Source organism: Paraeggerthella hongkongensis (assembly GCF_003726035.1).
GTDB lineage: Bacteria > Actinomycetota > Coriobacteriia > Coriobacteriales > Eggerthellaceae > Paraeggerthella > Paraeggerthella hongkongensis.
Window position 1 is genome coordinate 20246 of sequence record NZ_QICD01000015.1, and the last position, 13315, is coordinate 33560.

Here is a 13315-nt window from a genome sequence, read left to right on the forward strand (position 1 = left end):
CAAGGCCGGAGGGCTTCCCCAAAACTTCATGCCCGCAAGATACCATTATTCCCGCCGATTGCAAGAAAAAATGGTGAAATTCTCAGGGTGCGGCGCGAAAAGTGCCGTCGATTTACCATCGACAACCGCACAGCGCTTTCAAGCCCCGCTTCAACAAGAACGGCTTCGAATATCTAGCAAATTCTGGGCAATTGTTCTCCCACCAACATGTCGAGGATGCGCGTGCCGCCGAAAGCCGTGCGCAAGAACACCTTGGAGCCGCGCTCCGGCTGCGCAGCGGCAACCTCTCCGATAATGGCAGCGTCGGCACCGTAGCGGTTCGCATGCATGGCAGCCAAGGCGGCTTCGGCCTGATCGGCAGCTACCACGCACACCATTTTGCCCTCGTTCGCCACCTGAAGCACGTCGTAGCCCAACATGTCGCATGCACCCTGTACGGCAGGCTTTACGGGAACGGCATCCTCTTCGATGGTGATGTCGGTTCCCGACTGCGCCGCAAGCTCGTTCAGCGTAGACGCCAAACCGCCGCGCGTAGGGTCGCGAAAGCAGCGCGTGGAGGGGGCCGCCGCAAGCACATCGGCGATCAAATGGTTGAGAGGCGCGGCGTCGCTTTCCAGGTCAGCCGAGAACGAAAGAGACTCGCGACAACTCATGATGGTGATGCCGTGATCGCCCAAGGTTCCCGTGACCAGCACCTTATCGCCGGGCTGACACCGCGACCCGCCCAGGTCAATGCCTTCGGGCAGCGTGCCCACGCCCGAGGTGTTGATGTACACCCCATCGCCATGCCCACGGTTGACCACCTTCGTGTCGCCGGTGACCAGCGCAATGCCCGCTTCGCGAGCGCATTCGGCCATCGATGCGCAAATGCGCTTCAAATCCTCGATGGGAAATCCCTCTTCCAGCACGAATCCACAGCTCAGATAGCGCGGCGTCGCGCCACTTGTAGCCACATCGTTCACCGTGCCGCACACGGCCAAACGACCGATATCACCACCGGGGAAAAAATGCGGAGTAACCACGAAGCTGTCGGTCGAAAACGCCAAGCGCTCGCCTGGAGCGGGGGCTGGCAGCACCGCTGCATCGTCACCGCGCAACAGCTCGTCCCCGGCGTACGCCGCGAAGAAAACTTCGTCTATGATGCGCTTCATCATGGTACCGCCACTGCCGTGACCCAACATGACCGTCGTGTCCATAATGCTCCCTACATGTATTGCCCGGTCGTAGTTACGACCAGACGACCGTTCTGCACGCCCTTCGTGCCCAGAATAAGGTTCGCGATATCCTGCACCAAGCCTGTTTCACCGCGCACCACGATGACCTCCAGGCAATTGTGCGCATCCAGATGAACGTGCATCGAGGAAACGATTTCCTGAAAATACTCGTGCTGGATGGCGTGCAGCTTCTCTTGCAAATCGCTTGCATGGTGATCGAACACGATGGTGATCGTGCCCACCACCTCAACACCGGGCGTGGAGCATTCGTCTTCCACCAGCGCGTCCCGCACCAAGTCGCGCACGACCTCGCTGCGGTTCTTCGCTAGGCCGCGACGCGCTACCAGCTGGTCGAATCTAACAAGCAAGTCCTCGGGCATTGCAACCGAGAACCGCATGAGGTCATTTCCCATGGATGCTTCGCTTACACCAGGCTGACGGTAACGCCGCCCGCCGACTCGGCATCGTCTTCAAGGGCGTCCTTGGCCTCGTCCAGCAGCGCACGAACATCATCGAGCAGCGCCTGCGCCGCATGTAGTTTTTCGCTGACGGTCGCGTAGCCGGCGTCGCCCGCCATATGCCCAAGGGAGTGAGCCCAGCGACGCTCCAGCTTGATATGGTCATCGACCTGGTCGATCATCTGCTCGAACTGACCCGTGTTGATACCGTTCGTGCACATAGCGAGCCTCCTTTACCGTACGGCAACCGCCCCTTGCAGGATGCGCGGCGCAGCTGCCCGTTTCTTGCTATCATGATTGTTATACGGCGAACCAGAATGGACCGCAAGGGACAGTGTGAAAAAATCTGCAAACGGTAACATGTACGAAGTCGCATTGGATGAAGCGTGGGAGCTGTTCGGGTCCCATCTAGACGGCGCGCGCTCGGGCCTGGTATGCGCGATCAGCACGCAAACGCTCGATGAGCGCAGCCGCATCGCGCTGAACAAGTCGGCCGAAGCGCTGGGGTACGGACGCGACGCATGCCTGTTCGCGACGCTTGACGCAGACGATGCAGCGTTGGACGAGCAGGCGCTGTTCCTTCTGGTCGAGGGCATCGACCCCCTTTGCCTCATAGCCACCGACGCAGCCGCTTTGACGATGCTTCGCAACGCCTATCGATGCCCTGCGGAAACGGGAAAGGCGAACCGTATATTCGGAAGAACATGCGTGGCGTTTCGGGCGTTCTCGCCCATGCTCGACGACGGGCAGGAAAAGCAGGTTGCCTGGGCACTGCTCAAGAAACTTCCTACGTTCGAGCGATGAGACAAGGGGACGGGGTCAATGACTCATTTTCTGGCCTGCGGCCGAAAATGAGTCATTGACCCCGTCCCCTTGTCTCATCGGAGAGGGGGAAGCGGCCCGAAAGCCGCTCTCCCCTTCCTCGATCAGCTTTTGCATGCAATCGTGCTAGGCGGTCACCACATCCGCAGCAGCAGCAAGAAGATCGCGCACCTCGTCCACGGTTTCCGCTTCGGCGTAAATGCGCACAAGCGGCTCGGTGCCGGAAGGACGCATCATCACCCATGCATCGCCTTCCAGATAGAACTTCACGCCGTCGCGACGATCGACGTCGACGACCTTCTTGCCGCACACGTTCTCGGGTGCGTAGTTCGGCACGATGTTCGCGCGGAAATTCGCCATCTGCTCGTCGGTAATGGTAAGACCCTGGCGCTCGAACTCCAGCTTGCCCACTTTCTGGAACATGTCGTCAACCAGCTGGCCCAAGCTCATGCCGCGCTGCGCCATGGTTTCGCACAGCAAGAGCGCCATGAGCAGGCCGTCGCGCTCCATGACGTGACCGGGAATGCCGATGCCGCCGGATTCCTCGCCCCCCAGCATGACGTCGCCCTTCTCCATCTCGGCGTAAATCCACTTGAAGCCCACGGGCGTGCTGGTCAGCTCCAGACCCAAGCGCTTGCACTGGCGCGCCAGCATGGCCGACGCCGTGATGGTGGACACAACGCGACCCGAAAGGCCCTTGTCCTCGGCCAGATGCGACGTGATCAGCGTGATGATGCGATGCGGGTTCACAAAACTACCGTGCTCGTCCACCGCGCCGATACGATCAGCATCGCCGTCGTTGATAAAGCCGGCATCGTAGCCCAGTTCGGGAACCTTTGCCAAGCAGCGGTCAACCCAAGGCGGAATGGGCTCGGGGTGCAGCCCGTCGAACGTGGGATCCTCGGCATTGTTGATCTCGCACACCTCAACGCCCAGATCGCGCAGCAGATTCGCCAGGTACAGGCGACCTGCTCCATACAGCGGGTCCACTACCACGCGCAAGTTGGCGTTGCGGATAGCCTCGACGTCAACGCGCTCTTTCAGCGTGGCCAGATACGGTGTCATGAGATCCACCGTCTCATACGTTCCGCGAGCTTCAAGAGACTCGTCAGCGAACGCCGCCTCCACGCGATCGGTGAAGTCCTTGCCCGCTGCGCCGCCGTCGGCCATGCGCAGCTTGACGCCCAGGTACTCGGCCGGGTTGTGGCTGCTGGTGAGCATGATGCCGCCCACCGCGTCGGCGTCCTGCGCCACGGACCAGCACAGCGTGGGCGTGGGGCAATAATCCTGCGTCAACTTGACCGCGAAGCCATGCGTCGCAGCAACCTCGGCTGCCAACTGCGCGTAGGCATGCGCATCCTGACGGCAATCATGACCGACGATCAACGTACCCGGCGCGTCAGCCGGTCGACCGGCCGCCACCGCGTCTTCCTTGAACATGCGAGCGGCCGCGTCCACGACGCGCACCAGGTTATCGCTCGTGAAATCTTCGCCGATGATAGCGCGCCATCCATCGGTGCCGAAGTGAATGTCTGCCACGAAACTTCCTTTCCTTATGGGTGCCGAAGCGCAAAGCGCCCGGCCACGTGCAAGGCATACTGCTGTTCATTATAGACAAATCAGCATCGATCGGACTAAGCCAACGTAAAAGAGACGAATGAGCAAGCGTGTCGTTTCGGGGTTCGGGGAAGGTTCGCCTGCACTCGAACCCGGCAAACACGCAGCAGCGCGCAAGGTTCGCCGACCAACCGCCCCGGCCCCAAACGCAAGCGCAGACCGCGGGGGAGGCGGTCTGCGCTTGGACGAGTGAAACGAGGAAAACCGGAGAAGTTGGTCGTTTCATCACGTAGTACTTTAACGGCAATATTATCCTTTGTCAAGGATAATATAAAGCAATGGGGAGTTGCGCAGAAATGCACTTGAAAACTGGTTTCACTCTGAGCCGCAAACGCAACGCTCGGTTTAGAGGGGGAAAATCGAAGACCTCCACCCCTCCAACGAGCCGAAGACGCCGCACCCCTTCCCCGCCAAAGCAACCCGTACGTCCGAAACCAAAATCCGCCCAATCTGCGAAACGTCTCACTGCGGGAAGGACTCCGGCGAAGGAATCATCTGCTATCCTTTTACAATTGGGGATGAGGGGCGAAAGAGAGATCATGGGAAACGCATTCAATCGCATCGATGACCAGCGGCGCTATGCTCGCCAGTTCAAGGAAAGCATCGCGAAACATCCGCTTCTCTCCATCGGCTTCGGTCTTTATTGGATGCAAACGGTCTTGCTGTTCCAAAGCCCTTACCTGTTCCTTGACCCTTCACCGCTCGCCGATAGCTTCCCTCTGCCAAAAGGCACCGTATTGCTAATGGCGAGCGTGATTACGTATCTCGTATGGTGCCTGGGATACCGACGCGCCAACCGATTCAGCGAAGCCCGCTGGTTTCCGTACGCTCTGTGCGCCGTACTGATGCTGGGGGCCATGCTGTATTGCACGTACCCAGCGCTCATAGACGATCATCGCGACCTGGCGGTAGTTACCTACTTGACCGCGTCCATCCTTATCGGATGCGGCACGGCGAACGTCAATCTGGAAACAGGTCGGGTCTTCGCCTGCATCGGCCCACTGCACGTGCTGTTCAACGGCATTGCGGCACTGTTCATCGGCACAGTGGGAGCGCTCGCGCTGTCGCTGTTCCCGAGCCAGGTAGGCCAAGTGGCGCTCGTACTCACGCCGCTGCCCATGGTGGCGTGCATCTGGAAAAGCATCGCGCAGTTTCCGCACCGCGAGCTGTACGGCCAAGGCATGCAGGTCAAGGTGCGCCCTCCTGCCAAATTCCTTGTGACGTCAGCTTTTCAAGGTCTCGCGCTAGGCGTCATGCACAGCCTGTTGATCAACAACTTCGGCAGTTCGTCGCTCGTGGTAAGCATGGGGTACTTCGCCGCCGTAGCGCTCCTGTTCTTTTGCGCCATCGCCGTAAAGAACAACTTCGATGTATTGATTTATCGCATCGGGTTTCCCCTCATGGCAACAGGCTTTTTCATCGTAGGAACGTTCGAGCCCGCCCTGCTACTCGGCGCGCTATCGCTAGACGCCGGCTACTGTTTTCAGTACCTTATGTCATGCTCGTTGTGTGCCTATCTGACGAAAGGCCTGGGGCAGCCGCCCGTTTGGATCATCGGATCCGCTACGGCATGCCTGCTGGCCGGCCAATTCGTCGGCAGCCTGCTGGATGTGCTCATCACCGACTGGAGCCTACTGGCGGTATTCGTGGCGTTCGTCCTGCTGCTTGCCGCACTGTTCATGACGAGCAGCCGCAACATCCGCACAGGCTGGGGTGCCGTAAGCCCAGGCGAAAGCGGAACCGAGGATAGCAAGACCAGCAACCTGGCTATCGCAAGCCAACTCATCGCCACCGAACATCGCCTGTCAAAACGCGAGATCGAGGTGTTCGACCTTATCGTGAAAGGATACAGCCGCAAAGCCATCGCGCGCGAACTGAGCATGGCCGAAGAAACGGTGAAAACGCACACGGGCCGCATCTATCAGAAGTTGCTCGTACATTCCAAGCAAGAGCTCATCGAGCTCGCCACCCAACGCGCCACCTCGCTCGAGCAATAACCCATCGTAAAACGAACATCGAAACAGAAAAGCCTGCGTCCCGGGAGGGTGGGACGCAGGCAGCGAAAGGATCGTCGGAAAGACCGAGCGCTACTCGTTATCGGCGATGTACTTGCCGGTGAGATAGCCGAACGTCACGCAGGTCATGCCGTAGTTCGCACCCTCGATCATGAACGTGTACGTACCGGAGAACATGTCGCCTACCATAGTGCCCACGTTGTACAAACCAGGAATGGGATGATCGTCGGCATCGCACACTTGCATGTTCACGTTCGTGTTAAGGCCGCCCATGACGGTAAGAAATCCGAAGTTGTCGGTCATCTCGCCATAGAAGGGGCCTTCTGCGATAGGATGGAGATGCTTCGCATCCTTGTAGAAGTCGTCGTCAGAGCCCTTTGCAGCCAGCTCGTTGTACCGCTTGACCGTATCGACCGCCTCTTTCGGCAGGCCAAGCTTCTCCACAACCTCTTCGATAGTGTCGCCCTTAACGTAGTTCTTGTTTGCGCCTGTGGCAGCTTTGTCCCAGGAAGCAACCGCTGCAGCAACAGCCTCGTCGCCGGTCATCATAGAGTCGTTCGTCCAGTCGCCCGACACGGCCTCATGCTTCGCGTAGCCGGCATCCCAAATGGCGTACGCCTTCTTTTCGGGAAGCATCATGATATGCTGACTTGCCAGCGGCCCAATGCAATTCTCGTTCATGAAGCGCTGACCGTCGCGGTCCACCAGCAAGCCCAAATGGTTCGTGTACAGGTTGCGCGGACCCGGACCCCAATACGCGCCCATGGTGCAGTTCGGGAAGCTCTTCTGCCACGAAGCACCTACCCATAGGCCCATTTTCTGGCCCTGACCCTTGTAAATACCGCCGTATTTGAAACCCTGGTCCCAATCGGGGTCCTTGTCGTACACGTCATCGCTCACGTAGTCGACAGTCTCAGGGCAGTAACGACGCATCATGTCGCGGTCTCCCGAGAAGTCGCCCGTAGCCAGCACGATAGCCTTCTTGCCCACGTACTTCGCGTACGTGCCGTCTTCACGCTTGCAAATGACGGCAGTCACACGACCCGTATTGTCATTCTCGCGGATAAGCTGCTCGGCAACGTTCTTGTAATAAATCTTGCCCTTGAGATCTTCTTCCAGATGACGAGCAAGCTCCCACACCAGCAACGGCTGCATCTTGCCGGTAACGATTTCGAGACCTTCCTCGGGAGGGGCCTGACCGTTGAGATCCCAACCGACGGCAGCCGTGCGCTGCAGGTACAAACTATCTTCGTCGTCTGGCGTGCCGATTTCGATGGTGATGCCGTAACCAGCCTTTTCCATAAGATCAATGGTCCAGTTCATGGCTTCTTCGGAGTGGTTATAGTGCTGATACCACTTGCGTTGGTCCACCTTGTGCGTCTGACAGAAGATCTCCTTCTCGTACTGCTCGATGGGAACACGCGGATAGCCCTGCTCTTCGAAAGCCTTACAGTACACAGCGTTGTTCGAGCCGCCGCGGCACGTGGGCTTCGTCGAAGCAGATACGATAATGGTATCCACGCCTGCTTCGGCAGCGCTGTTGGCAGTCATGAGACCAGCGGTGCCGCAGCCCACCACCACAAGATCAGCCTCGATGGTCTCTTTGATGTCTGCATCGGCGATGGGCGCAGGCGGGATCTCGAAGGCCCACTTACGCTGCGCCGTAGCAGCGGTATTGTACGACTCGCCCTCCGGTGCGCCGGCATTGGCAGCTTCCGCATCCTTGTCGGCTTTGCTCGCTGGCGAGCACGCCGCCAACGTAGCCGCACCTACGGCTCCAACAGCCGTAACCGCCGCTCCCTTCAGAAAGTTTCTGCGATCGAGCTCCATGCTGTCACTCCCTTCCGTGCGAGAATCGCGCCTCCCTCCGGCGCTCCCCTTCCTCGCAATGACTCACACCCTATCCCGACGGCGCAGCACTCTGCATCCCCCGTTGAGGGGGCACCTGGGGAAACGCACGATTGGCCCGTTTCGGGGGATAGGCGCAACCGCAAGAAAACAAGCAAAACGGGGAGCATTAGCTAGGAAGAACGAAGGGGGTGACGCCTTCTCCGCTGACATGAAGAGAAGCCCTCGTTTCCTCGGCTGGCACAAAAGCGCCCGGTTGTTCCCATGTTGGCCTTTCCGCGAATGTCGATGCGGATACCATCTCGCATGCTTTTAGTCTCGGGGGTTGGCGTAGAGCACAGCGAGCACTCTCTTCGCCGTCTCGCAACACTCCCGGAGGCATATTCCTTCAGCGTATGGGTTCTTCCTCACGTACTTCGCCCACTGCGCCAGCATGGCCGCGTCGCCGACGACGTCGTCGAGCACCTCGACCCAGCGGACGATAGCGGCCTGGCTGCCCCTTTTCTCGCAGGTCGACGCCAGAGCATCCCTTAACGTCCCCATGTCGACATCATCGCCCTTGACACCCAGCAGAACGTAGATGTCGTAGAAGTCGCGCGGGCGGGTGTTGGCGACGCCGCGGGAGACCACGGTCTCGAACTTCTCTGCAAGCACGGTTTCGATCGGATATGCCATCAGGCTGATCTCGCCCTCCCCGAACAGCAGCGGATAGCTGTACTCCACTGCGTCCGGCGTGATCCTGTCCCCTGTGGTGACGTCAACCGTCAGAGGAACGGACATGGGCGCGTAGTTTGCCCTGAGGTGCACGCGGATGCCCGGATAGTCGTCGGCCTCGCGGATGTCCTCGGTCCTGTCGAACCCGAACTCCCAGTCATCGTCCGCCCGGACCGCCGCGATCTCGCGGAATGCCCTCTCCGCGGACTCGTGGGTGAGGACGAATCCCCTGACCGTCGTGTCCAGGTCCATGGTGGTCCTGGAGCTGACGCCAACGAGGGACGAGATGAGCACGCCGCCCTTGATGACGACGTTGTCCCTCCATGCCGATCTCGAGAGGCGCTCGAGCAGCCTTTCCAGAAGGTAACTCTGCATGAGCGCCTGGGCGGGAATGCCCGCCTCCTCGGCCATGCTGTTCACGCGGGCCTTGAGCTGCATTGCGTTTTTCGTCCTCACAGCAGCACCTCCAGGTACGTGCGGATCTTTCTTTCGACACCGAGCTTGCGGGCGTACCCGACAAGCTTTACAACGTCTCGCTTGGGGCTTCTCGCATAAGCCCGCATCGCCGGGGCGACGACTTGCGAGTCCACGATGCCCTGGCCTCTGACCAGGTCGCAAAGAGTCCTCTCCAGGTCGTAGGCCTTGACGGCGTTGCCGTGCTGGGTGGCGAGCTCCGTGAGTCCGAGTTCGAGCACCTCGTCGGCGCAGGTGCGGCAGACTATCCCTGCCTCCCTAGCGAGCGTGGCATTGTAGCCTCTCGGAAACGTCATGGTAAGGGAGAAGGGAGCGCGGTCGGTCATGCCGTGCAGGAACAGTGCCGTGTCATCGGAGAAGACGCCGCGAGCGAACCGATGTTGAGCGACGAGGTAGGGGTCCTCCCAGACCTCAGGGAGGGCGTAGAGACCACGCCCGACTTGCACGAGAACGCCCTTGCCGACAGCCTCCGTAAGCTTCCTCCTGGGGATGCCGGCAGCCGTCGCCTGCGAGGCGGACACGTAGCCGTTCTGGCTCTTCGCAATCTCGACCAATACCATCGCCGCGCTCCTTCCAAGCCGTACTTTTACGCTGAATATTATTACATATTAAGCACAATAGTACAACTCAGCATACTGGGACGACGCATCTTGCAAAGAAGAACCCCGCAACATTCGGCGACATGGCGCAATGTTAACCTGCGTTGCTTCCGGCAACGGAGCTTTCAGCTTACAAAAGGGCGGCGAACGACAGAAAGGAGGCCGCCTCATGTTAAGCGAGAATACCAAGGCTCTCCGGAAAGCAAAAAGAGCTCTCTCAGGAAGAGCTCTCTCAGGAAGAGCTCGCCGCGTAACCGATACCGGTAATTCCGCAACAAGCACGGCGGCAAAACAAGCGCATGTTACTTTGACGGGTTCGAAGAAAAACACGCCCGCAAGCTGGTACTATAAACGTGCGAGAAAGCAACGCCTCGCGCGAAAGCCGAACTGAACGGATGCGCGCTCGCTCATCCACGGGAGAGGAGACAGCCATGGCAAACAGGAACCTTGCCAAAAGCCACGCCGAAACCTGCGTGCTTGTGACGGGCGGCGCCGGGTTCATCGGCAGCCATACGTGCGTGGAGCTGCTGAATCAAGGATACCGCGTGGTCATCGTTGACGACTTGAGCAATTCGAGCGCCGTCGCGGTCGACCGCGTGCGCAACATCACCGGACTTGCCGCCGACGACGCTCGCTTGAAATTCTACGAAGCGAACATCCTGGATCGCAGCGCCTTGGCCGCCATCTTCGAGGAAAACGAGATAGACGCCATCATCCACTTTGCCGGATTCAAGGCCGTAGGCGAGAGCGTGCAAAAGCCGCTCGAATACTACTGGAACAACTTCGCGGGCACGTTGGCCCTGTGCGAAGTCGCACGCGACCACGGCGTGAAGAACATCGTGTTCTCTTCAAGCGCCACCGTGTACGGCGAGCCGGAATTCATCCCCATCACCGAGGACTGCCCGAAGCACGACGCCACGAACCCCTATGGGTGGACGAAGAGCATGCTCGAGCAGGTATTGACCGACCTGTACGTAGGCGACAACGAATGGAACGTCGTGCTGCTTCGCTACTTCAACCCCATCGGCGCGCACGAAAGCGGCCTGATCGGCGAGGACCCGAAGGGCATCCCGAACAACTTGTTGCCGTACGTTGCGCAAGTTGCCGTCGGAAAGCTGGAGCGCGTAGGCGTGTTCGGAGACGACTACCCCACCCACGACGGTACGGGCGTGCGCGATTACATTCACGTGGTCGATCTGGCGCGCGGGCATGTGGCGGCGCTCGACTGGATGGGAGGCAAGGCAGGCACGGGCGAGGCGACCACCGCCGGCACCTTGGCCGGGCAGCCGGCAGAAGACGGAACGCGCCGCGGCGTGGGCATCTTCAACCTGGGCACCGGCACCGGCTCGAGCGTGCTCGACGTCGTGCACGCATTCGAGCGCGCTTGCGGCAAGGAGCTTCCCTACGAGATCAAGCCGCGCCGCGCCGGCGACGTGGCCGTGAACTACGCAGCCTGCGACAAGGCGCGCGACGAACTGGGCTGGGTAGCCGAATACGATCTGGACCGCATGTGCGCTGACAGCTGGCGTTGGCAGTCCACGAATCCCGACGGATACGCCACCGCATAGCGTCTTCCACCGGCAAAGAACCATGAAGAAGGGGCCGCGCGGCCCCTTCTCATTTACAGGGATCCCTTGTCCCGCTTGTCTTCGTACATTGCGTTGTCCGCAGCATCGAACAACTCCTGATAGGACTCCCCATCCGCAGGGAAGAACGCCGCGCCGACGCTCATCCCCAGATCAAAGCCCATTTCCGCAGAAGCGGCAAGGGCGCGCAACTCCAACGAAGCCTGCAGATCCCGCGCATCGGACGAACCCTTGAGCAACGGAACGAACGCCACGAACTCATCGCCGCCCACACGGCCGACGAATCCCCGAGAACCGAACACGTCCGAAAGAATCCGCGCCACCGTCGAAAGAGCGCGATCCCCCACCGAATGACCGTACGAATCGTTCACCTGCTTGAAATCATCGACATCGATCACGAACAAAGCCCCCGGCTTGCCGGAACGCAACGCCGCCTCGACTTCGTCGCGCACGGCCACCTTGTTCAAAATGCCGGTCAGCCCGTCAATGCGCAAGCGGCGCTCCAACCGCTCCTCCTTCTTGCGCTGATCGTCGATATCGACGATCTTCACAACGGCCCGGTACGGCTGCGACCCTTCGTACAAATATCGGAACGTGAACGAGAACCACCGGTACTCCTTCGACACCGACCGAACGCGACACGCCACGGTTCTGGCCTCGTTCGGGCAAGGATGCTCAAGCGCTTCAACCAGCAGTCCGTAATCGCCTTCATGGACATCGATCAAGGACTGCCCGCGCTCCAGATAATGATGCGCAGACAGCTCGTCAAGTTGAAACACGTCCCTCGCGTTCGGCGTCAATTCAAGCAGATCGGACGCGTAGGAGTACTCCAGCAGCACCGTGTCGGAAAACTCGGCCAGCACGGCATAGCGCTCGGCATCGCGCCGAGCACGACGGCGAATGCCATTCACCACCAGGACCACAATCAAGCAGGCGATGGCGCTCACGGCAACCAGGTATCCACCGGTTCTCACGGTTCCCTTCAAGATGTTCTCGGCATGCTGGGCAAGATCGCTTTCCTCGGTGAAGTTGACGATGTTCCAATCATTGAATCCCAGCGGCGCAACCGTGAAAAACGTCGTGACAAAGCCGGGAGGGCTGATCACCGTGGTCGTGACCACGGTGTCGTTTTCCATATCCGCGCGAGCCTGGGCCACGACCTCCGGAGCGCACCCTCGCTCTCCCAGCAAATCGAACAGGTTGGCACCCTCCAGCCCCCCTGTGGCGCTTCGCACGGGAACCACGGTCCCGTCGCTTTTCACCAAAAGCGACGCTATAAGGGTAACCTGGGAATCCTCCTGGCTGGTCTGCAACAGCGTATCCGCCTCGATAATGCTCCTGAGCACGCCCACCACGCGGCCGTCCCTTGTCACCGGCTCGGCCACGCTGTAGTAATAGCCGTCGTAACGACTGGAGAAGCGGACATCCGAAACCACCGATTGACCGGCCTCCAAACGCTCCAAGATGACGGCGTCCTCGTCTTTTTGATCGCTGGCGCTGAACGAACCCGCCTTCAGCTCGTCCACGGAAGAATAAACAACTCTGAACAGGCCTTTGTCGTTCCAGGTCTGCAGGTATTTCGCATACTTCTCTCCTTGCGGATCGATGTCGTCCGACTCCGCAAGGGCGCGCATAGCGGAAAGAACCGCATGCGTCTCATGTATCGAAGATTCGACTTCCACCTTTTGGGCAAGCGTGTAGTCGCTCATGCTCTCGGTCGTCATGACGACGAATTCATCGTTCAAGAACCGCGAAAACGAATCGAACACCCCGTAAACCACAACCCCGATGACGACCGTCGCCACAATCAGGGAAAGCACCATGCGCGCGAAATACGGGGAGCCCCACCCTGCAGAGAGCCCCGTGAATCCCTCGTATTTCCAACGTCTTTTCATGGCGGCGGCATTTCGTGGTTGTCGCGGCAATTCGAAATCGACGTAATTATACCACCGCGCCGAAAAGACAGCC

General features: G+C 59.6%; 11 protein-coding genes. 3 read left to right on the top strand and 8 right to left on the bottom strand.

Features of this window, described 5'->3' with window-relative positions; translation table 11 throughout:
• Nucleotides 1-173: 173 nt before the first annotated feature.
• The 3 genes from hypE to DMP08_RS08120 are packed head-to-tail and all read right to left on the bottom strand — an operon-like array spanning nucleotide 174 to nucleotide 1893.
• The gene (gene hypE / locus DMP08_RS08110) at nucleotides 174-1196 is read right to left on the bottom strand and encodes a hydrogenase expression/formation protein HypE (protein ID WP_123192421.1); all 1023 of its coding nucleotides are present in this window, start codon (nucleotides 1194-1196) and stop codon (nucleotides 174-176) included.
• An 8-nt stretch (nucleotides 1197-1204) separates the two neighbouring features.
• The gene (nikR, locus tag DMP08_RS08115; protein ID WP_114566630.1) at nucleotides 1205-1627 is read right to left on the bottom strand and encodes a nickel-responsive transcriptional regulator NikR; all 423 of its coding nucleotides are present in this window, start codon (nucleotides 1625-1627) and stop codon (nucleotides 1205-1207) included.
• Nucleotides 1628-1638: 11 nt separating this feature from the next.
• On the bottom strand, nucleotides 1639-1893 hold the full coding sequence (locus tag DMP08_RS08120) for a dynein gamma chain protein (RefSeq protein WP_123192422.1): 255 nt from the start codon (nucleotides 1891-1893) through the stop codon (nucleotides 1639-1641).
• A gap of 115 nt (nucleotides 1894-2008) precedes the next feature.
• Here DMP08_RS08120 and DMP08_RS08125 point away from each other — a divergent pair, with 115 nt between their 5' ends.
• Nucleotides 2009-2476 (top strand): hypothetical protein, encoded by a 468-nt coding sequence (locus DMP08_RS08125; protein ID WP_123192423.1) that lies wholly within the window; start codon nucleotides 2009-2011, stop codon nucleotides 2474-2476.
• A 144-nt stretch (nucleotides 2477-2620) separates the two neighbouring features.
• On the opposite strand, the gene DMP08_RS08130 is transcribed toward DMP08_RS08125, so the two are convergent.
• Nucleotides 2621-4033 (bottom strand): phosphohexomutase domain-containing protein, encoded by a 1413-nt coding sequence (locus DMP08_RS08130; RefSeq protein ID WP_123192424.1) that lies wholly within the window; start codon nucleotides 4031-4033, stop codon nucleotides 2621-2623.
• A 617-nt stretch (nucleotides 4034-4650) separates the two neighbouring features.
• Between DMP08_RS08130 and DMP08_RS08135 the strand changes: the two genes are divergently transcribed.
• Nucleotides 4651-6108, top strand: coding sequence for a response regulator transcription factor (locus tag DMP08_RS08135; RefSeq protein ID WP_161555447.1), 1458 nt, complete (start codon nucleotides 4651-4653; stop codon nucleotides 6106-6108).
• Nucleotides 6109-6198: 90 nt separating this feature from the next.
• On the opposite strand, the gene DMP08_RS08140 is transcribed toward DMP08_RS08135, so the two are convergent.
• From DMP08_RS08140 to DMP08_RS08150, 3 genes are all read right to left on the bottom strand, one after another.
• Nucleotides 6199-7956: an FAD-binding protein gene (locus DMP08_RS08140; protein WP_123192426.1), complete on the bottom strand. Its 1758-nt coding sequence runs from the start codon at nucleotides 7954-7956 to the stop codon at nucleotides 6199-6201.
• Between the two features lie 330 nt (nucleotides 7957-8286).
• The gene (locus DMP08_RS08145) at nucleotides 8287-9144 is read right to left on the bottom strand and encodes a nucleotidyl transferase AbiEii/AbiGii toxin family protein (protein ID WP_123192427.1); all 858 of its coding nucleotides are present in this window, start codon (nucleotides 9142-9144) and stop codon (nucleotides 8287-8289) included.
• A complete protein-coding gene (locus DMP08_RS08150) occupies nucleotides 9141-9722 on the bottom strand; it encodes a type IV toxin-antitoxin system AbiEi family antitoxin domain-containing protein (RefSeq protein WP_123192428.1) in 582 nt (193 codons plus the stop codon). Before DMP08_RS08150 ends, DMP08_RS08145 begins: the two co-directional genes overlap by 4 nt.
• Before the next feature lie 470 nt (nucleotides 9723-10192).
• Here DMP08_RS08150 and galE point away from each other — a divergent pair, with 470 nt between their 5' ends.
• The gene (gene galE / locus DMP08_RS08155; RefSeq protein ID WP_123192429.1) at nucleotides 10193-11329 is read left to right on the top strand and encodes a UDP-glucose 4-epimerase GalE; all 1137 of its coding nucleotides are present in this window, start codon (nucleotides 10193-10195) and stop codon (nucleotides 11327-11329) included.
• A 53-nt stretch (nucleotides 11330-11382) separates the two neighbouring features.
• Here galE and DMP08_RS08160 read toward each other — a convergent pair whose 3' ends face one another.
• Nucleotides 11383-13242, bottom strand: coding sequence for a GGDEF domain-containing protein (locus tag DMP08_RS08160; protein ID WP_123192430.1), 1860 nt, complete (start codon nucleotides 13240-13242; stop codon nucleotides 11383-11385).
• Nucleotides 13243-13315 lie beyond the last annotated feature (73 nt).